General features: G+C 47.9%; 17 protein-coding genes. 15 read left to right on the top strand and 2 right to left on the bottom strand.

Features of this window, described 5'->3' with window-relative positions:
• The first annotated feature begins 56 nt into the window (after window positions 1–56).
• The 6 genes from argJ to argH all read left to right on the top strand — a co-directional run bounded on the left by argJ (window position 57) and on the right by argH (window position 8,331).
• The gene (argJ, locus tag MHI52_RS28010) at window positions 57–1,295 is read left to right on the top strand and encodes a bifunctional glutamate N-acetyltransferase/amino-acid acetyltransferase ArgJ (RefSeq protein WP_405158007.1); all 1,239 of its coding nucleotides are present in this window, start codon (window positions 57–59) and stop codon (window positions 1,293–1,295) included.
• A 336-nt stretch (window positions 1,296–1,631) separates the two neighbouring features.
• The gene (gene argB / locus MHI52_RS28005; protein ID WP_017692001.1) at window positions 1,632–2,471 is read left to right on the top strand and encodes an acetylglutamate kinase; all 840 of its coding nucleotides are present in this window, start codon (window positions 1,632–1,634) and stop codon (window positions 2,469–2,471) included.
• A 371-nt stretch (window positions 2,472–2,842) separates the two neighbouring features.
• Complete coding sequence (locus tag MHI52_RS28000) at window positions 2,843–4,096, top strand: aspartate aminotransferase family protein (protein WP_340907189.1); 1,254 nt, start codon at window positions 2,843–2,845, stop codon at window positions 4,094–4,096.
• A gap of 198 nt (window positions 4,097–4,294) precedes the next feature.
• Window positions 4,295–5,260: an ornithine carbamoyltransferase gene (gene argF / locus MHI52_RS27995; protein ID WP_338707146.1), complete on the top strand. Its 966-nt coding sequence runs from the start codon at window positions 4,295–4,297 to the stop codon at window positions 5,258–5,260.
• 325 nt (window positions 5,261–5,585) lie between these two features.
• Window positions 5,586–6,839, top strand: a complete 1,254-nt coding sequence (locus MHI52_RS27990; protein WP_405158006.1) for an argininosuccinate synthase — start codon at window positions 5,586–5,588, stop codon at window positions 6,837–6,839.
• A gap of 88 nt (window positions 6,840–6,927) precedes the next feature.
• Window positions 6,928–8,331, top strand: a complete 1,404-nt coding sequence (argH, locus tag MHI52_RS27985) for an argininosuccinate lyase (RefSeq protein ID WP_036612430.1) — start codon at window positions 6,928–6,930, stop codon at window positions 8,329–8,331.
• A 206-nt stretch (window positions 8,332–8,537) separates the two neighbouring features.
• Here argH and MHI52_RS27980 read toward each other — a convergent pair whose 3' ends face one another.
• Complete coding sequence (locus MHI52_RS27980) at window positions 8,538–9,326, bottom strand: alpha/beta hydrolase family protein (protein ID WP_076328756.1); 789 nt, start codon at window positions 9,324–9,326, stop codon at window positions 8,538–8,540.
• A 274-nt stretch (window positions 9,327–9,600) separates the two neighbouring features.
• On the opposite strand from MHI52_RS27980, the gene MHI52_RS27975 reads away from it, so the two are divergent.
• The 4 genes from MHI52_RS27975 to MHI52_RS27960 all read left to right on the top strand — a co-directional run bounded on the left by MHI52_RS27975 (window position 9,601) and on the right by MHI52_RS27960 (window position 13,311).
• Window positions 9,601–10,224, top strand: a complete 624-nt coding sequence (locus MHI52_RS27975) for a YhbD family protein (protein WP_074096600.1) — start codon at window positions 9,601–9,603, stop codon at window positions 10,222–10,224.
• 14 nt (window positions 10,225–10,238) lie between these two features.
• Window positions 10,239–10,967, top strand: coding sequence for a polymer-forming cytoskeletal protein (locus MHI52_RS27970; protein ID WP_076328757.1), 729 nt, complete (start codon window positions 10,239–10,241; stop codon window positions 10,965–10,967).
• Window positions 10,968–11,001: 34 nt separating this feature from the next.
• Window positions 11,002–11,685 carry a hypothetical protein gene (locus MHI52_RS27965; RefSeq protein WP_076328758.1) on the top strand — a complete coding sequence of 228 codons (684 nt, stop codon included), beginning with the start codon at window positions 11,002–11,004 and terminating at the stop codon, window positions 11,683–11,685.
• Window positions 11,686–11,757: 72 nt separating this feature from the next.
• On the top strand, window positions 11,758–13,311 hold the full coding sequence (locus tag MHI52_RS27960) for an MDR family MFS transporter (protein WP_036667723.1): 1,554 nt from the start codon (window positions 11,758–11,760) through the stop codon (window positions 13,309–13,311).
• A gap of 231 nt (window positions 13,312–13,542) precedes the next feature.
• On the opposite strand, the gene MHI52_RS27955 is transcribed toward MHI52_RS27960, so the two are convergent.
• Window positions 13,543–14,976 carry a VanW family protein gene (locus MHI52_RS27955; RefSeq protein ID WP_076319185.1) on the bottom strand — a complete coding sequence of 478 codons (1,434 nt, stop codon included), beginning with the start codon at window positions 14,974–14,976 and terminating at the stop codon, window positions 13,543–13,545.
• Between the two features lie 254 nt (window positions 14,977–15,230).
• Between MHI52_RS27955 and ftsE the strand changes: the two genes are divergently transcribed.
• The 5 genes from ftsE (at window position 15,231) to MHI52_RS27930 (ending at window position 21,293) form a co-directional block, all read left to right on the top strand.
• Entirely contained in the window at window positions 15,231–15,917 is a 687-nt protein-coding gene (gene ftsE, locus MHI52_RS27950) for a cell division ATP-binding protein FtsE (RefSeq protein WP_024631580.1), read from the top strand.
• Window positions 15,907–16,824, top strand: a complete 918-nt coding sequence (gene ftsX, locus MHI52_RS27945) for a permease-like cell division protein FtsX (RefSeq protein WP_047840643.1) — start codon at window positions 15,907–15,909, stop codon at window positions 16,822–16,824. The genes ftsE and ftsX overlap by 11 nt, the downstream gene beginning before the upstream one ends.
• Before the next feature lie 187 nt (window positions 16,825–17,011).
• Complete coding sequence (locus MHI52_RS27940) at window positions 17,012–18,292, top strand: murein hydrolase activator EnvC (RefSeq protein WP_076254090.1); 1,281 nt, start codon at window positions 17,012–17,014, stop codon at window positions 18,290–18,292.
• A 135-nt stretch (window positions 18,293–18,427) separates the two neighbouring features.
• Complete coding sequence (locus MHI52_RS27935) at window positions 18,428–19,900, top strand: S41 family peptidase (protein WP_036612405.1); 1,473 nt, start codon at window positions 18,428–18,430, stop codon at window positions 19,898–19,900.
• Between the two features lie 64 nt (window positions 19,901–19,964).
• Window positions 19,965–21,293: a PDZ domain-containing protein gene (locus MHI52_RS27930; protein ID WP_253503599.1), complete on the top strand. Its 1,329-nt coding sequence runs from the start codon at window positions 19,965–19,967 to the stop codon at window positions 21,291–21,293.
• Window positions 21,294–21,331 lie beyond the last annotated feature (38 nt).

Genomic DNA, 21,331 nt, shown 5'->3' with positions numbered 1-21,331 from the left:
TCAGGTTAAGCAGGCGGATCATCAGCATATAGCTGAACGCATACGGGGGATATGATATGGGAACGAATGTGGAGCAACATACTTTTACCGTGGTTGAGAACGGAACAATTGTAACCCCTGGGGGATTCACTGCTGGTGGACTTCACTGCGGATTGAAAAAGACATCTCGTAATGACATCGGAGCGATCCGCTGTGATGTACCGGCTACATCTGCTGCTGTATACACAACGAACGTGTTTCAGGCGGCACCACTCAAAGTAACGCGCGAAAGCTTGAGCAACGGACGCCTTCAGGCTGTTATCGTTAACAGTGGTAATGCCAATGCATGTACAGGGCAACAAGGGGAAGAAGATGCTTATGCGATGCGTTCGGCGGCTGCGCGTGAGTTGGGTGTGGCAGAAGAAGACGTGGCTGTGGCATCCACAGGTGTCATTGGGGAATTGCTCAAAATGGATGCTGTACATTCAGGCATCACCGGACTTCCAGCGCATATGGGTAAGGAATCGAATGAGGCGGAACAATTTTCACAAGCGATTCTGACAACGGATTTGGTGAAAAAGGAAGCTTGCGTCTCCGTTATAGTTAACGGTAAGACGGTTACGATTGCGGGAGCCGCCAAAGGCTCGGGTATGATTCATCCGAATATGGCGACAATGCTCGCTTTCATGACCTCTGACGCGGTCATTGGTGCAGAAGCGTTGCAGCGCTTGCTGCGCCAGGCAACCAATCATACATTTAACATGATTACCGTTGATGGGGATACAAGTACAAACGACATGCTGGTAGCTATGTCCAGTGGTTATGCAGGCAATGAAGAGCTGACGATGGAGCACCCGGATTGGGACGCTTTTGCAGCTGGATTTACCTATGTATGCCAAGTGCTGGCTAAAGCTATTGCTCGTGATGGTGAAGGAGCAACCAAACTGGTTGAGGTAGAAGTTACAGGTGCGGTAAGTGATGAATCCGCGCAAGCAATCGCGAAAACTGTCATCGGTTCGAGTCTTGTGAAATCAGCCATGTTTGGCGCTGACGCCAATTGGGGACGGATTATTGCAGCCGTAGGGCGTGCAGGACAGCCGGTGAACCCGGATACCGTAGATATCCGTTTGGGAGATATTTCGGTACTTGCGCAGTCCCGCCCAGTCGTGTTTGACGAAGAAGCGGCATTGGCCTATTTGCAGACTGATACAGTTCGCATCGTGGTGGATTTGCACCACGGCGAAGGAACAGCAACAGCCTGGGGCTGTGACCTGACGTATGACTACGTCCGAATTAACGCAGCATACCGCACGTAATAAACCTTTGGGGTAAAGGTTTTGCGAAACAGCTGTCTTCTATTGTGAAGCTGTTTCGTGAGATGTTTCAAAAATTATCAATGAAATTTAAACTTGTTGTTTGGTGTTGGACATATAGCGATAGTAATGGAGAAGACGGAATTGATTCTGCAGAAGCGGAGCGGTCGCCTTTGTCTCCGGGTGTTCCCCTATATAGGGATAATTCAAGAAACCTGGAGACAACAGCGATTGAAAGAACAATCCGAATTCGGAATGGACTCCTACCAGCCTTTATGACCTTATAAAAGTGTTATATTTTTTTGAATATAATTTTTACTATGATAGGAGCTTGCCCTCATGAATTCAACAATGCCAAACGAGAGTACCGCAACGGAAGCGAGCACAGAGAAACAGATGTTTGTCATGAAATGTGGAGGCAGCACGCTGGCGGCATTGCCCGAGTCTTTCTTTGCGGATCTGCGTGATCTGCAGTCTCAGGGCACGCAGCCGGTAATCGTGCATGGCGGAGGTCCTGCGATCTCGGATAACCTGGCGAAGCTTGGTATCGAAACCGAATTCGTTAATGGCCTGCGCAAAACGACTGAACCTGTGCTGGACGTAGTGGAGATGGTGCTTGCGGGCAGTATCAACAAACAGATCGTACGTCTGATTCAACGTGTTGGTGGTCGTGCACTAGGCTTGTCCGGCGTGGACGGGGGTCTGATCCAGGCTAAACCTGTTACAAACCACGCAGAGATCGGTTGGGTAGGCGATGTCACTGGGGTGAACGCAGAGATTATTCAAGGTATAGTGAACATGGGTTACATGCCAGTTATCGCACCGGTTGGCGTAGATGCAACTGGACAACGCTACAACATTAACGCAGATACAGCTGCGGGTGCAGTGGCATCTCATCTCGGCGTAAGCCGGATGATTGTCGTGACAGACGTTCCTGGCATCATGAAGAACGTAGGCGGCGAGAAAAAAGTACTGCCATCCGTATCTGTACAAGAGATTGAGGACATGATCCAGACCGGAGAAATCTATGGCGGTATGATTCCCAAAGTGCGTGCAGCTATCGCTTGTATCCATGGTCAAGTACGTGAGGTCGTCATCGTAGACGGCAGCGAACCCCAGATCCTGAGCCGAGTGCTCGGCGGAGAAATCATCGGAACAAGAATCATCCGTATGCAATAATTTGCTCTCGATGCGCTAGGGTCTTAATAGCCTTATATTAAATAAAAAAATATGTGCACGGCTTTTTTATATAAGAAATCTAATATTACACTCACATATCGTAGGGTGCAGAACCAGTCTGAAGAATAAAAATGCATAACGGAGAGGACAGAAATAACCTGAAGAAGCGGAGCGTGCGCCTTTATCACAGGATTTTCCCCATTGAAGGGGAATAAAAAAAATCCAGGGATAACAGCGATCGGAAGGTTGTTCTGTCATCGAAGAGGAGTATGCATACGTTCGGAAGATGGTTCCGCAATCGGAGTGATCTAGTGTAAATAAGAGCTCTTATATAATTGCCGTTGCACCAACCAATAAGGAGTGATAGGGTCATGGCAAAAGGCAACGAACAGCCAGGTTCTGGCACAGCGGTAGCGGGCGCAACAGCAACAGGTGCAGCGGCACAGACGGAAAGCTCGCTTTTCCAAACGTATGCACGTTATCCAATCAGTCTGGTCAAAGGTAAAGGCAGCTGGTTATGGGACGATCAGGGGAACCGCTATCTCGATTTCATGTGCGGACTCGCTGTAACTAGCTTGGGCCATGCACCGGAGAAAGTTGGAGCCAAGCTGAAAGCTCAGATTGATGAGCTGTGGCATGTATCCAACCTATTCCAGATTCCAGGCCAGGAGAAGGCAGCAGCACTGCTGACAGCCAATACGTGCGCTGATGCAGTGTTCTTCTGTAACAGTGGTGCCGAAGCGAATGAAGCAGCTATCAAAGTAGCACGTCGTTATCACCAAAAGGTGAAAGGCACAGATCGCTATGAAGTGATCACATTTGCCCAGTCCTTCCATGGACGGACACTCGCAACGCTGACAGCAACCGGACAGGATAAGGTGAAAGAAGGATTTTTGCCATTGCCAGCCGGATTTGTAACTGTACCTTTGCATGATATCCCTGCACTTGAAACGGCAATTGGACCCAACACAGCAGCTATTATGCTGGAAATGGTTCAGGCCGAGGGTGGTGTATATCCGGTTGAACCGGAATTCGTCAAACATGTACGGAAATTGTGTGACGAGCATGGGTTGCTGTTGATTGTCGATGAAGTACAAACAGGAATGGGACGTACGGGTAAACTATTTGCGCACGAACATTATGGCATTGAGCCAGACGTGTTCACCGTTGCCAAAGGTATCGGCAGTGGTTTCCCTGTAGGCGCGATGTTGGGGAAAGGTTTCCTGCGGGATGCGTTCACGCCAGGTAGCCATGCGACAACATTTGGCGGAACACCACTTGCTTCATCCGTTGTGATAGCAACAATTGAAACGATGCTGGAAGATCGCTTGCCAGAGCGTGCAGCGGAGATGGGTGAATACCTGATGAGCTCCCTGCGGAATCGTTTAGCGGGTAATTCCTTTGTGAAGGAAGTTCGTGGCTTGGGATTGTTGGTCGGCATCGAATGTGCTGAGCCGGTAGGTGATATTGTGCTTGCTGGGCAAAAACGCGGTATTTTGTTCGTCTCTGCAGGACCTAATGTGATTCGTTTGCTTCCAAACCTGTATGTGAGCAAAGAAGAGATTGACGAGGCGGTATCCTTGGTAGCCACATTGATCGAAGAGCACGTAGCGGCGAAAGCCTAACATAAAAATGATAACCTTTCTGTCTCGGGGCCATTCCCGGCCTCGAAGCAGAACGAGATGATGAATCCCTGTAGCCGCGCGGTGAACTTGCAGAAGGCGGAAAAGAATAAACTTGAGAAGCACCAAGACAAAGTGTCAATGTGCTCTCTCTTCTGCCCATGCGGGTGCAGGGAACCGGAAATAAGGAGGACATTATACATGACAGCACAACAGACGGAAAAGATTCAGAAGATTGATCTGAGAGGCCGGGATTTTATCGAATTCACGGACTACACAGCAGAGGAAATTCGTTATCTGCTTGATCTCGCAATTGAGATTAAAGGCAAACAAAAAAGCGGTGTACCTTTTCAACCGTTGAAAGGCAAAACGATCGGACTTATTTTTGAAAAATCATCCACACGTACGCGTGTATCCTTTGAAGTGGGTATGTTCCAATTGGGCGGACACGCGCTCTTCCTGAGCAAAAATGATATCCAGCTGGGTCGCGGGGAAACAACACATGATACAGCCAAAGTATTGTCCCGTTACCTGGACGGCATCATGATCCGTACCTTTGGACACCATAATGTAACTGAACTGGCAGAGCATGCGGATGTTCCAGTTATTAACGGCCTGAGCGATGCAGCGCATCCTTGTCAGGTACTGGCAGACTTCCAAACGGTGCTGGAGCACAAAGGCAAGCTGGCAGGTCTGAAAATGGCCTACATCGGAGATGGCAACAACATGGCACACTCCCTGATGCTCGGTGCAGCGAAGATGGGTATGCATGTTGCTGTAGCAACGCCAGAAGGTTATGAGCCGGATAGCGCAGTTGTGGAGCAGGCACGCATTATCGCACAGGAGAGCGGTTCTGAAGTGACTGTAACCTACAGTGCACAGGAAGCTGCGAAAGATGCAGATATCGTGTATACGGATGTATGGGCGAGCATGGGCTTTGAAGAAGAGCAGAAGATTCGGGAGCAGGCATTTGCGGCATATCAAGTGGACGAGGAACTGATGAAAGGCGCGAAGGCGGACTACATGTTCTTGCATTGTCTGCCAGCACACCGCGGCGAAGAAGTGAGTGCCGGTGTAATTGACGGACCGAACTCCCTGATCTTTGATCAGGCGGAGAATCGCTTGCATGCACAGAAAGCCTTAATGGCTGCATTAATGAGCGAATAGATGCTATTTGCCTTTATGGGTTGATTTTAGGCGCAGATTTCGCGATGATAGATTCATCTATAATGTACTTTAAAAAGTTAATTAAATAAGAAGCATACACAAACACGGAGAGACAGAAAAAGCCTGAAGAAGCGAAGCGTGCACCTGAAAGCTTTTTGAAAGAAAGCTGCATCGGAAGCATAGGCTATCCCCGGATTTTACCCTTTGTCATAAAGGGATGAAAAAAATCTGGGGATAACAGTGATCGGAAGGATTTTCTGGCTCGTAGGATTCAGTGTATGAAGGCTCTGTTTAACTTAACTGATCTTGGGGAGGACCATCGAACATGGCTAAGGAAAAAATTGTACTCGCATATTCAGGCGGGTTGGACACATCTGTAATTTTGAAATGGTTGAAAGAAACATATGATGCAGAGATTATCGCTTTCACAGCGGATATTGGACAAAAGGATGAATTGGACGGTTTGGAGGAAAAAGCACTGGCAACAGGCGCTTCCAAAGTATACATCGACGATCTACGCGATGAATTCGCAAAAGATTTCATTTATCCGATGTTCCAGGCAGGTGCCCTCTATGAAGGACAATACCTGCTTGGCACAAGTATTGCTCGTCCACTGATCGCTAAACGTATGGTGGACATCGCTCGTGCAGAAGGTGCTACAGCCATCGCTCACGGCGCTACAGGTAAAGGAAATGACCAAGTTCGGTTTGAGTTGAACGCGGCTGCACTGACACCAGACATTAACGTAATTGCACCTTGGCGTCTGGAAGAATTCCGTAACCAATTCCCGGGACGTGCCGAGATGATCGCGTACGCTGAGAAACATGGTATTCCGGTAACCGCTTCTGCGGCTAAACCATACTCCACAGACCGTAACTTGCTGCATATCAGCTATGAGAGCGGTGTGCTCGAAGATCCTTGGTTCGATCCAAGCGCGGACGAGAACAAAGACATGTTCCTGCTGAGCAGTGCACCTGAAGATGCACCAGATCAAGCGGAATATGTTGAACTGGAATTCGAACAAGGTGACTGTGTTGCACTGAACGGTGAGCGCTTGAGCCCACTGCAAGTGATGGAGCAACTGAACGAGCTGGGTGGCAAACATGGTATTGGCCGTGTAGATATGGTTGAGAACCGTTTTGTTGGTATGAAGAGCCGTGGCGTATACGAAACACCAGGTGGAACAATCTTGTTCACCGCACATCGCAAAATGGAGTCCATCACGATGGACCGTGAAGTGATGAACCTGCGTGATAGCCTGATCACACGTTACAGCACACTCGTTTACAACGGCTTCTGGTTCGCACCGGAACGTCTGGCGCTGCAAGCACTGGTGACTGAAAGCCAGAAGAACGTTACAGGTACAGTTCGTGTGAAACTGTATAAAGGCAACATCATCGGCGCAGGCGTGAAAAGTCCTGTCAGCCTCTACAATCCGGACATCGCAACGATGGAAGCTGATCCAACGCAAGCCTACGATCAAGGTGATGCAACAGGCTTTATCCGCCTGAATGCACTGCGTTTGAAAGTAACTCCGGCGTGGAGCAAAACAAAAACTAATTTCAACCTGCATCTATAGAGCTATATCAATATAAATGACAAGGCAGGCCGTTCTTGCACATCTGGCAGGAGCGGCTTTGTCCATGAGCGAAAGGGGAGTACTCACCGTGAGCAAGCTGTGGGGAGGACGTTTTACAAAACAAACCAATCATTTGGTTGAGGAATATACGGCATCGATCAATTTTGACAAGGCTTTGGCTGAGGAAGATATTCAAGGAAGTCTGGCTCATGTAACGATGCTGGGCAAATGCGGCATTCTGCCAGCGGAAGATGTAGAGACCATCAAAGAAGGATTGATCACCGTTCTGCACAAAATCCGTGCGGGCGAAGTGGAATTCTCCGTATCGGATGAAGACATCCACATGAATATTGAGAAAAACCTGATCGAGACGATTGGCCCTGTAGGCGGCAAATTACATACAGGCCGTAGCCGGAATGACCAGGTAGCAACGGATATGCACCTATACCTGCGCGAACGCGTGGTTGGATTTGTAGGCATGCTGCATTCCTTGCAGGAAGCACTGATTGGACAAGCGAAAGATAACCTCGATACGATTGTACCGGGTTATACGCATCTTCAACGGGCACAGCCGATCCTGTTCGCTCATCACCTGATGGCGTATGTATCCATGTTCCAACGGGATGCCGAGCGTCTAATGGACAGCTACAAACGCATTAACATCCTGCCACTGGGCGCAGGTGCGCTCGCGGGCACAACATTCCCGATTGACCGTCATTTTGTGGCGGAACAACTGGGCTTTGATGGGGTTTACGAGAACAGTCTGGACGCAGTAAGCGACCGTGACTTTATCGTTGAGTTCCTGGCAGCCGCTTCGCTGATCATGACTCACTTGTCCCGTCTGAGTGAAGAGTTGGTCCTGTGGAGCAGCACAGAGTTTGGATTCGTTGAACTGGACGATGCGTTCTGTACAGGCAGCAGCATTATGCCTCAGAAGAAAAACCCAGACGTTCCTGAACTCGTTCGTGGTAAAACAGGACGTGTGTACGGTAACCTGATCGGTTTGCTGACAGTACTGAAATCTCTTCCGCTGGCATACAACAAAGACATGCAGGAAGACAAAGAAGGCATGTTTGATACAGTAGCGACGCTGGAGGGTGCACTGCAACTGTTTGCTCCAATGATCGCGACAATGACAGTGAACAAGGATCGCATGCGTCAAGCGGTCAACCAGGATTTCTCCAACGCTACGGATATTGCCGACTTCCTCGTGGGCGAAGGCTTGCCTTTCCGTCAGGCGCATGAAGTGATTGGTAAAACGGTACTGTACTGCATCCAGAACAGCAAGTATTTGCTGGATCTGACGATTGATGAATTCCGTCAGTTCTCACCACTGTTTGATGACCGGATCTATGATGTGCTGCAACCGGAAGCGGTAGTTAACGCTCGTAATGTTTACGGCGGAACTGCTTCGGGTCAAGTCGCTGAAGCGATTGGACGCAGTGAGAAGGTACTGGAGATCACCGAGCAATGGATTACGAACCGCGGTTAATACCACCGCTACTATAAGGTACCCTTACAGATACAACAGTACAACAAAGAAGCAGGCCAGAGAACTTTGTTCTCAACGGCCTGCTTCTTTGTGTTGTACAGCGATGTGCTCTAGATATATTGAACTCAACCGCGAACGGAAGGTAGGTTGTTCTACTATCGGAGTACCAGTTTAGTTAATCGCGGTAGCTCCATTGTAATTCTCCACTAATCGCGCTTTTGTAAAGGCAACCATTTCAATACATCCTGAATCTTGGCATCCCAGTAGCCCCACTCATGTTCACCAGGCCCTTCCTCGTATGTCAGTTCGAAGTTCGTCTGTTCACAGGCTTGACGGAAGGTTTGATTATCCTCATACAGGAAATCTTCCGTTCCGCAGCATTGGTAGAGCAAAGGTCGAGGACTTTCGCTAGATTGGCTTTCTTTTAACAGATGAATCAGATCGTTCTCTGTACCCGCCACCTCTGGTCCGAAAATACGTTGTAACTCCGTCTGTTGCAATGCTGAGGATGCGTTTCTATCCATATGTGCAGACATATCGAGTGCTCCAGACAAACTGGCAGCTGCAGCATATTGATCTGGTTTACGAAGGGCCAGCTTGAACGCCCCATAGCCACCCATGGATAATCCGGCAACGAAATTGTCCTCCCGTTGGTCTGAGAGCGGGAAGAAAGAACGAGCAAGTGCCGGGAGTTCTTCACTGATAAAGCTCCAATAACGTCCGCCTTCTACCATATCTGTATAGAAGCTGCGGTGAACCTGTGGCATAACAACGGCGATCCCGAGGTTGGCCACATAACGTTCGATGGAAGTCCGGCGCAGCCAGATGGAATCATCATCAGACAGACCGTGCAGCAGGTACAGGGTTGGGTGCAGTCCTTTGCCAGTCACATTCTCCATACCGATCTGATTGTGGGTTTGTTGCGGCAGAATGACATGCATGCTGGTGCTAAGCCCGAGCGTATCCGAGTAAAAATCACATTTAATAAGTGCCATGAGTATAAGAAACCCCTTTCATAAGTTCGTTAACCACGTGTTCTGACATGAGACGATGGGATGGAAATCGGATGCCTGAGCCTCCAAAGTGTTTATATGTAACAGGTTATACGCATTACGCTTCCATTGCAATAACAAGATCTACAGTAGAAAACAAAGAATTTCACACCAGTGGTTAAAGTGGAAATCTGTAATCTGATCATTGATTTTTCAATCTGGTTTACAACGTAACAATGTTATGTTACACTCATTTCAATAAAAAGGGGGACCATATATGACGGATGATTTGATCTCCAAGAAAGAATTGTTGGACCTGACAGGAATCTCATACGGCCAGTTATACCGTTGGAAGCGGAAAAATCTCATTCCGGAAGAATGGTTCATTCGGAAGTCGTCCTACACCGGACAAGAGACTTTTTTTCCCAAACAACAGATTTTACTGCGCATTGACAAGATTCTCAATATGAAAGACGGATTATCGCTGGATGAGCTGGCAGACGTGTTTTCACCTACGTTGGGTGAAGTGGAGATGTCTGCAGAGCAATTGTTAGAGCGAAACATTGTTTCACAAATATCGCTGGATCTGTTAAAAGAAGCAGGTCGAGAACAATCGCTGTATGCTTTGGAGCAGATTATGATGCTCTACGTCCTTGATAAGCTGTTAATGAGCGGAGATATTACTCGGCAAGAGGGTGCGTTGCTGATCGAAGTGATGTCCGAACATTATTATCGTTTTACAGGCAAACCCAGCGAACTCGTGCTTATTCGTAAGATGGGTGTTCCTTCATTCATGCTGGTAACAGCAGGAACGGAGTTTTATTTTGACAATGGTGTGAAAGTGGTTCTTAGGCAGCCGATGGGAACATTTATGGAAGAATTAAAACTCAAATTAGGATAAGGAGAGGATCATCTATGGAAGAGCGGAATAAGCGGAATGATCTGAATGTGGCGGGCATAAGTCAAACGGCAGGCGGGAATTTTCACCGTGTATCTATTGATGGCATGGCTAAGGTGAACGGCAACCTGGACTGCACCTCTATGGAAGTGAATGGAACATTGAAGATGCACGGCGCTTTGACCTCCGAGAGTGCAGCGATTAACGGCATGTGCACGTTGAATGGACCTCTGACCAGTTCTCGTGTTCGGGTGGATGGCATGACGACGATTAACGGAGATCTCCATAGCCCTGAACTTGAAGTGAACGGAAAGTGTACCGTACGTGGAAGAGTAGATGGGGAACGAATTGATATTGGCGGTGTGATCGATATTGAAGGGGATGTCCAATGTGAGTCCCTGAATGTACGGGGCAATATTAAGATCAGCGGATTACTGAATGCGGGAACAGTGGAGATCAGGCTGTATACATCTTCTTCGGCTAAAGAGATTGGCGGAGAGCGTATCGATATTCGTCGCAAAGAACAACAGAATGGCTTTTGGAAAAGTATTGGTTTGGGCGGGACCCCTTCATTTAAGACATCCTTAATTGAGGGTGATGAGATTGTGCTGGAAGATACCGAAGCTGACATTGTTCGGGGGAGTAACATTTTTATCGGTCGCGGCTGTAACATCAGACTGGTTGAGTATTCAGGTGAACTTGAGGTAGATCAGGATGCCAAGGTGGGCAGCAGTCAGCGAATTTAAAGTTTGGATATGGAGAGAAAGGGATGGGATCGACATGAATAACAATCCTGGGCGTTCATTGGACAAAAAAATGGATATCAGCATCGTTGGTGATGGCAGTTCTTCTGGTGGCGTGTACGGCAAGATCAAGGTTGTAGGGGACGCGTCCTTTAACGACAATCTATCTTGTGATCGATTCAAATGTACGGGTACATCGGTCATATACGGATCGCTTGAATCCACAGATATTAAAATTACCGGAACCCTGACTCTAAAAGAGCGAGAGACCAGCAACGATGGTGAGGTTGGAATCCAGGCATCTGGCCTGCATACCAAAGCTGAGCATATAAAAGTGGTAGGTGAACTTCATCTGTCAGGGGATTGTCAGGCGGAAAATATCAAGCTGAACGGGCGTTTGACGATAGCGGGAATGCTCAGCGCTGAACACATGACGCTCAAAATCATGGGTCCATCCGAGGTCAAGGAAATGGGTGGTTCCATCATCTCGGTGAAGAGTGGCCGTTTGAATGACTTGTTTACGGGGAATAAATCAATTCTCAAGGCACAGATTATCGAAGGTGATGACATTGAATTAGAGAATACGGAGGCCGAGATTGTCCGTGGCGATAAAATAAAAATTGGTCCTGGCTGCCTGATTGGTACAGTGGAATACCGTTCATCTCTGCAAATTCATCCGCAATCGGAAGTTTTGCTGCAAAGCAATCGGTCCTTGGACTGATTAACGCAGACTTCTTTTCGGATATACTAATGCAGTCATATGAATAGAGCGTGAATGGAGAGATTGAGTACAATGGCTGCACGTAAAAACAGTATTGGATTGGTGCTGGCAGGGTTACTGCTCAGCATACTAATGGCTTCGATGGATAATACCATCGTGGCAACAGCTATGGGGGATATTGTCGGGAAGCTGGGTGGGCTCGACAAGTTCGTCTGGGTTACCTCCGCGTACATGGTGGCTGAGATGGCAGGGATGCCGATCTTCGGTAAGTTATCCGATATGTATGGACGGAAGAAGTTTTTTGTATTTGGTATTATTGTGTTTATGCTTGGCTCAGCGCTGTGCGGAACGGCAACGTCTATTGTGGAATTGACGATGTACAGAGCGATTCAAGGTATTGGCGCGGGGGCCCTGGTACCGATTGCCTTTACGATCATGTTTGATGTCGTTGCACCAGAATCTCGTGGTAAATTGGGTGGATTGTTTGGAGCCGTCTTTGGCCTCTCCAGCGTATTCGGACCTCTGCTCGGTGCTTACATTACCCAGTATGCGACATGGGAATGGGTATTCTATATCAACCTGCCGCTAGGCTTGATTGCATTTGTGTTTATTGCGTTCTTCTATAAAGAATCCCATCAGCATCAATCCCAACAGATCGACTGGCTGGGTGCTGTAACACTGATCGGTGCTGTTGTGTGCCTGATCTTTGGTCTGGAACTGGGTGGCAAAACATTTGCCTGGGATTCGTGGCAGATTCTTGGCTTGTTTGCCGGATTTATAGCATTAGCCCTGCTCTTCCTTTTTGCAGAGACAAAAGCCAAAGAACCAATCATCTCCTTCAGCATGTTCCGCAACCGGGTCTACTGGTCCAGTAACGTTATTGGTATGTTCAGTGGTGCGGCGTTCATTACAGCATCCGTGTACATTCCGATCTTCATACAGGGGGTACTTGGTGGTAAAGCGACCAACTCCGGTCTTGTGCTGCTACCCATGATGCTTGGGTCCGTTGTGACGGCATCCTTGGGCGGGGTGCTGATGACCAAAATCAAGTATCGTAATATCATGATCCCTACGTTAGCTTTACTTGTCATTGGACTTGGATTGCTGACCACACTGGATGAGAATTCTTCCCTTTGGACGATACGTATCTACATGGTGATGGTTGGTCTGGGTGTCGGTGCGTCGTTCTCTGTACTTAGCAATGCAGCCATGAACGCATTTGAACCGCAAAGGCGCGGAGCAGCAAGCTCCACACTTAACTTTTTGCGGTCCCTCGGCATGACGATGGGCATTACGATCTTTGGTATCGTACAGAGCCAGGTATTTACGCGTAAAATGAACGATGCTCTCGCTGGTTCAGCTGCGGAAGCAGGCGGTGCTTCAGCGGGTGGCGTGCCGCAGGGAGTGGACCTGACCGATCCGCATGCGTTACTCTCACCAGAACTCAGACAGGCGATTCCGCCTCAGGTGCTGGATACCATCACACATGCCTTGTCTTCTTCCATCGTGCAGTTATTTGCCTGGGCTGTCATTCCGGCTGCACTCGCGTTGGTCGCTTCCTTCTTCATGGGAAGAGAGAAGATGGTTGTAGGCGAAGAGCAAGGCGAATACACCGGCGGTCACTAAACCGTAATGCAGTAAACCGTAAGTTACGGTAGTAAAGCTAATCTCAGCTTGGTAAAACTCGAATAACTTTTCTTGAAAATGTAGAGACACACTTCTCGCTTATCCCCAAAAGGGACGTGAAGTGTGTCTTTTTGTTTTCGTGTGATCAGCTTATGTTTATCCATGAATTACGGCAGGACCTTGTTTGTACCATTCCGTGATCTGTAAGTTGTCGGTTGCTTTGAAAAAAAATTAAGGCTGTTTCGTATCGCTAATCCCGTCCTCGACCACAGAAGGCCCTTGTGGGTCAGGCAGGCTGCTATGACCGGAGCGGGCAATCAGGCGATTCTGAGCTTTGTACGTGTCCCTTGTAATCGTTTTGGATTCGACCACTTTACCGTCCAGCCTCTTGGTTCTTACCGTCTCCACAATATATCCAGGCTGTCCGTCTTGCAGCACCTGCTGTGCACCATCAGGCAGTACCGTACTGGACACATACTTTACCGGAACACTTAATGTTTCAATGGTGCGAGATTCAAGTGCATAGCTGACATTCTCGGGGAAGGTGCCGAAAAATTTCACCATCAATTGGTGATTCTTCACCTCTGCATGAATGAGTAAGGATTTTCCAGTATTATTCTTGAAGCGAAAATTGATGGCTCCCGAGGCAAAGGTGGCATCCAGTCCTTTGGGCAAATATTTGACCGGCAGGGAATGGTTGCGGCGCTCAATAATATCAAGACCCGTCAACAGCGCTGCATTATACACCGTACTGGATACCTGGCAGATTCCCCCGCCAATTCCGGGGGTGAGTCTTCCATTAACAATGACCGGGGCCTCACGAAACCCATACTCCTTTTCAGCTTGACGGACGACCTTCTCATAATCAAATGTGGCATCTGGTGGCAAGATCATGCCGTTAATCGCTTCCGCTGCTGCACTGACATTATGTATCCGGCCTTCACTACTATTGCCCAGACCCGTGGAGAACTGGATGATCTTTCGGTCAATGCCTTCCCGGCGCAGCGAATCAAGAGTTACTTCGGGTTTCAGCGTATACAGTGGTACCTGGATCAGCAATGGGGCGGGTTTCTCATCCCGGTTCAGTACACTGAAATCCCTGTGCAGCTTCGTCTGAATGATACTTGTGAGTGTATCCCAATCAATGCGGCGGACGCCCTTTTCCGGGATATACTGGACTTTGTCACTTGTGGTAATGCGGCGAACAGCGTCCGCAGGTGTACCAAAGGTTTCTTTTTCCCAGGCAGGGCTGAGATGTCCTTGGAGTGGTCTTGAGTTATAGGTCATATCGAGAGAGAACTCTTTCGGAAAATGATAACGTGCATAAGCGCGTTCCCACAGGTTACCTTCCTCCAGCTGCTGTATTGCGGACTCCAAGCTGTTAACGTTGTAACTCACCCCCACCTGAGCTGCGGTATACGACATCGTCTGGGGGTTGGGTTCAGTCACTTCAAAGGTGACAGGCCAGTCCTCCAGCTTTTGGATCTGTTCATCCAATTCATGCAATACGTTCTTACGATTCTTCCCCTCCACCAGCATCTCGCCAACATGAACGTTTTTGGGCAGGGCAGGTTGATTCACGTACATGTACAACAATCCATAAGACGCGGAGCCGATCAAGAGGATGGAGAATAGAACAATGACCGTCAAATGTATTTTTTTCATAACCGTACGCTCCTTTATACTTCGGTTGTTCCCGACTTTGTAACACTTTCTATATATATGATCCAATGCAGGAAAACTTTCGGGTACTCAATAGGTAACAAATTTGTTACAATAAACTTCATATGCATCCATGCTTCACCATTGAAACAGGAACGAAGTGGATTTTTCCCTGATGAAATTCAGGTCTTTTTAAAGGAAATGCCGGGATTGTGTCGAAATGATAATGGCTAACTATGCGAGCAGGAAGTGATGATGTGATAGAAATGCAGGACGTGTGGAAGACCTACGCCAATGGGACCCACGCATTACAAGGGGTGTCGGTGAAGATCGACCGCAATGAATTTGTTTATATCGTCGGTCCGTCCGGAGCAGGTAAATCGACATTTATGAAATTGATGTACAGAGAAGAAGTTCCGACCAAAGGACAAATATCCATTAACGGATTTAATATTGGTAAGTTGAAGCCAAGAAAGATTCCTTATGTGCGTCGTAACATCGGCGTTGTGTTCCAGGATTTTCGTCTGTTGCCACGGATGACAGCATTTGAGAATGTGGCATTTGCGATGGAAGTTATTGAAGCGCCGAAGCGTCATATCAAAAAACGGGTGATGGAAGTGCTCGACTTGGTGGGACTGCGGAGTAAGGCAAATCGTGAACCTTCACAGCTCTCGGGTGGAGAACAGCAGCGTATTGCTATTGCACGGGCTATCGTCAATAACCCGTCGGTTATTATCGCGGATGAACCTACAGGTAACCTCGATCCGGAGACGTCGTGGGGCATTATGCAACTGCTGGATGAGATTAATTTCCGGGGAACAACCATTGTTATGGCAACCCACAACAAAGATATCGTGAATACGATGCGTAAACGGGTAATCGCGATTGAACGTGGACAGATTGTACGGGATCAGATGAGAGGGGAATACGGTTATGAATTTTAGTACTCTCTTGCGCCATCTGCGGGAGGGATTCAAAAACGTATTCCGCAACGGCTGGATGTCCGTGGCCTCCATCATGTCCATCATTGTGTCGCTATTGATTCTTGGTGTGTTTATGTTACTGGTGCTCAATGTGAACTCCATGGCGAATCAGGTTGATAGCCAAGTGGAGATCAGCACGTTCCTCGAACTGAATGTGGACGAGAACCTGCGTAACACACTGGAGAAAGAAATCAGCGCGATGCCTGAAGTAAGTGAGATTCGTTTTGTTTCCAAGGAAGAAGGACTCAAGGAGTTCCGTGAGCGTCTTGGAGAGAGTGCAGATAACGTGCTTAGCGGTTTCGATGTGGACAACAACCCACTGCCGGAGACCATTGAAGTTGAGGTCATTGAACCGGAAACCGTCACTTTTGTGGCGCAAAAAATCGAAGCTTTGAACGAAAAACACCCGGAGAAGCCGATCATGAAAGTGAATTACGGCAAGGAAACGGTGGAAGTGTTGTTCAAATTTACGAAGCTTGTTCGTAATATCGGATTTATTTTTGTCGGGGGACTGGGTCTCATGTCCATGTTCCTGATCTCGAATACGATTCGCGTAACGATTCTGGCACGTCGCCGGGAGATCGGAATTATGAAGCTGGTTGGCGCAACAAATACCTTTATTCGCTGGCCTTTCTTTATTGAAGGTGCACTCATTGGATTTATTGGCTCGGTCATTACGGTTGGTGTGTTGTTTGTTGGGTACAGCCAGTTGATGAAGACGATTGGTCAGGATGTCTTCATGCAGATGCTTAACTTGATTCCGCTCGGCGAAATCTGGGGGCTGTTTGGAACACTGTTGATCGGACTTGGTGTGCTGGTAGGTATTTTGGGAAGTACACTGTCCATTCGGAAATCACTCAACGTTTAATTTTGTTTTCAACGATCGAATTGCAGAATATGTCGAAAAGAATGGTAAAGCAGGTTCATTAATGGACGCTGTTTGACGATATGTAGGAAAGACGGAGTCTTTTAAGATTGAAGAAAGCAAAGAACATGCTGTTCACCACCTGTGCAGGTTGCTTTCTTGTGAAATCATAGGATGGGGGATCATCATTTTGAAAAAAACCGCTTCGCTGCTGGCCTTTACGTTATTGGCCAGTTTGACGCTTCAACCTTCTGACGGATATGCCAAGAGTAGCATCAGCGATATTGACCAACAGATTCAGCAACTGGAGAGCAAGGCGGCTTCTGCCAAGCAGGAGCAAAAAAAAGCGGCTTCCAACAAAAAGGAAGCACAGCATTACAAGAACAAAACCAACGCTTATCTGAAGGTTGTTATGGAACAGATCAATGTCGTTAGTGATGAACTGGCGAGTGTATCCTTGCAGATCGAGAACACGGAGGAAGATCTTCGTACAACGAAAAAAGATCTGCAAGCGGCAGAAGAACGCATTGTTGCAAGGGAAAAATTGTTGGAGTCACGCGTGCGCCTGATGTATACGGACGGTGCTGTATCCTATCTGGATGTATTGTTGTCCTCTACTAGCTTCACTGACTTCCTGACCCGTGCGGATTCACTCAAAACGATTGTGGATCAGGATCAGCATCTGCTGGATGAGCACAAAGCGGACAAGCAACTTGTCGTGGACAAAAAGGCAGAATTGGATGTGCAATATGCGGAAGCCAAGAGCCTGTATGCACAGAAGAAACAGCGTAAGTCCCAATTGAATGAAAAAGAAGCGGAAAAGCAAGTGCTTCTCGCTTCATATGATGCTAAAATTGAAGAGTCAGAAGAGCTGACACAAGAGCAGGAAGATGTATTAATGCAGATTGCCAGCAAACGTTCGGCACTTCTTCAAGAGAAAAATAAATTGCGTGAACAGCAGGCGGCTGCCGCAGCCAAAGCAAAAGCCGCAGCAGCGGCTCGGGCGAAAGCTGCAGCCAAGGCGCCTACTAGAGTGAGTTCGGATAGTAGCAGTGAGGTCACGTATTCATCCGGTAATGGTATCTTCTCAAGACCGGTATCTGGAGGACGTATTTCTTCTGGATTCGGCCCCCGTACCCATCCGATTACGGGCGTAGTGGGTAAAATGCATGCCGGTGTCGATTTTGCTGTTCCTCAGGGAACTTCGGTTCATGCTGCTTCTGGCGGAATCGTGATCATGGCTGAATGGTATAGCGGTTATGGTTATACGGTTATTGTGGACCACGGCGGTGGACTATGGACGTTATATGGTCACTTGCGCGAAGGTGGATTCAAAGTCAGCAAGGGAGACACAGTAAGCAGAGGGGATACCATTGCGGAGTCAGGAAATACAGGGAACTCTACTGGACCTCACTTGCATTTTGAAGTGAGAGACAACGGTACTGCTGTAAATCCGATGAACTATTTGTAATTATTGCTCCATCGTTCGAATGGAAAAAACATATTCCGTACAAGCTAGACATATACTAAGCTGGCATGTTCAGGGAATGGATTCTGGCAACAATGGAATCGGACACGCTTCAAAACTAAAGGCGGTGACAAACGGATGATGAAGAAAAGATCGGCGCTACTGCTTGTCATTGTGGGTCTCCTTGGCGGTAGTTTACTAACCCTGGTATTAATGACGTATCCGGGAATAGCGAGCCAGGCCACACCGGGCGAAGGTTTGCTGGCCAGTGTAACCGGTAATACACAGCAGAAGAACGATTTAAAGAAGATTGAAACCGCGATGGATTTGATCTCAAGCAACTATTATAAAGATGTGGATCAGACCAAATTGATTGACGGTGCGATCAACGGCATGATGGAATCACTTGGTGATCCGTACTCCAACTATATGGGGCAGGAAACGGCTGCTCAGTTTGAAGAGTCGATCGAAGGTTCCTTTACCGGTATTGGCGCAGAGGTATCCTCACAGGATGGAAACGTTGTTGTTGTTTCCCCTATCAAAGGATCCCCTGCCGAGAAAGCAGGTATTCGTGCAAAAGACATGATTATGTCGGTCAACGGTGAATCCCTGCAAGGTTTGGAACTGAACAAGGCTGTTAACAAAATCAGGGGTCCCAAGGGCAGTGAAGCGAAGGTACAAGTTAAACGTGCTGGATCTTCAGAACTGATTGAATTTGTCATTGTACGGGACGACATTGATCTGGAGACCGTATATGCTCACATGGAGGATGGCGGAATTGGCGTTATTGCCATTACCCAATTCTCTCTCAATACAGGCGATCGCTTTAAGGAAGAATTGGCGAAGCTTGAGAAGCAGAACATGAAAGGTCTGGTCATCGACGTACGGAATGACCCAGGCGGTGTATTGCAAGTTGTTATTGATATTGCTGAACAGTTTGTTCCCAAAGGCAAGGTTATTGTGCAGGTTGAAGACAAGAACGGCAAAAAGGAACAAAGCAAGTCCAATGGATCAGCCAAAGCTTACCCAGTCACAGTCCTGATGAACAAAGGCAGTGCGAGTGCGTCGGAGATTTTGGCCGGTGCATTACAACAGTCAGCAGGTGCTAAGTTGATTGGTGAAAACTCCTTTGGTAAAGGAACCGTCCAGACGAGTTATGACAAGCAGATGGGTGATGGCAGCTTGCTGAAGATCACTATTGCCAAGTGGCTCACTCCGAACGGAGACTGGATTCATGAAAAAGGAATCAAACCGGATATTGCGGTAGACCAGCCGGATTATTTCTCGGTGGCACCGATTAACAAAGAGAAGTTACCACTGAAATATGACAGCAATAGCTCGGATGTGAAAAGTGCGCAGACGATGCTGAGAGGACTCGATTTCAAACCGGATCGTGTGGATGGATACTACGACCAGAAGACGGAAGAAGCGGTCAAGGCATTCCAGAAGCAAAAAGGCATTCAGGCTACAGGCCAGATTGACGAGAAAACCGCTGAATCACTGGAAGCGGCTCTGATTGAACGTATTGCCAATCCTCAATATGATGCACAGCTGAAACGCGCGATCGAAAATGTCTCAAAGGATATTTCGTCCGCTGTGTCGAAGCCATAAAGAAGGCTGATTTTCAGCCTTCTTTTTTTCTGAACCGGCTGAAAGAGAGGGGTGACCGACCACAATGGAATGGGTATGGCCGTGGTTAACTACATTAGGGGAAGCTTTGTTGCAGTTGTTTATTCAGCCGTTTTATTATATTGCGGTGATCCTGATTGCGCTGATCTATCATCGTCAATTACTGCAGGAGCGTAAATTGTTCCATGTTCGTTTGCAAAGCTCGATAACACAGACGATTCGGGCGGTGCTCGGAGGCATACTCATTGGTACCATCGTCTCGATTGTGTCCCTATTCCTCGGTGCACATCTTACACTGGGAAGCCTGATATGCATATGGGCTGCAACATTAATTCTATCCTTGTTCCGTATCCGGTATCTGTGCTTTGCTTATGCGGCCGGGTTACTGGGTGTGCTACAATTTGGTTTGAATGTGGCTTCAGGCTGGCAACCATCGGGTTGGATGGGCACTATCACGGAAACGCTACGTACCCTGGATATGCCTGCACTGCTTGTCCTGGCTGCCCTTCTACATATGGGTGAAGCCTTGTTAGTACGCATGCAGGGGGTATCGATGGCATCACCACTTCTCTTCGAGGGAAAACGCGGGAAACTGGTTGGTGGATATCAACTGCAGCAGTTCTGGGCCATTCCTCTACTGATTCTTGTTCCAGTCACAGGAGGCGGCGCGGAGCTGGCATGGAATCCACTGATGAATACAGGTCATAGTTACATGCTGGTTGCGTTGCCGATTATGCTCGGATTTGGTGAGATAACGCAGAGTATGCTTCCGGGACAAAAGGTACAGATCTCATCCAAGCGGTTGATGATATATGGGGCAACTTTGCTTGTGTTCAGTTTGCTTGCTTCATGGTGGTCTCCACTCATGGTGGTTGCTGCGCTGATCGCATTTATTGGACATGAATTTCTGGTATGGTACAGCGCGTTTGAAGAGCAAAACCGCAGTCCGGTATTTGTCCATCCGCAGCATGGCCTGAAGGTATTGGCTGTTATTCCGGAGAGTCCTGCAGCGGATTTGGGGATTGAAGCAGGTGAGACATTGTACAAGGTGAATGGTAAGTTGGTTCATTCACCGGAAGAGTTACATCGTGCCCTGCGGATGAACCCGGCCTTTTGCAAACTTGAGGTGAGAAATCACCAGGGAGAAAGCAAGTTCATGCAACGAGCGATCTATGAAGGGGAGCATCATCAACTTGGGGTCATTATGGCACCGGACAATCACGAGGTTTGGGCGATTCGGTTACGTCCACTGACGTTGTTCCATATCATCAACCTCAAATTGTTTGCCCGTCTGAAAAAACCACAAAGGGACGAAGCTCCCTTGGCGTTACCGCCAGCCCCTGTGGCCAGTGATAAAGGGTCCATAGAGATGTAACAACTAAGCATACGTGATGAAGTATGTTGCATAAATAA

The sequence above is a fragment of the Paenibacillus sp. FSL H8-0283 genome, from assembly GCF_045040675.1.
In the GTDB taxonomy this organism is placed as follows: Bacteria; Bacillota; Bacilli; order Paenibacillales; family Paenibacillaceae; genus Paenibacillus; species Paenibacillus amylolyticus.
The sequence above is the reverse complement of the archived record's forward strand: the minus strand, read 5'-3'. Positions and strand labels throughout refer to the sequence as shown.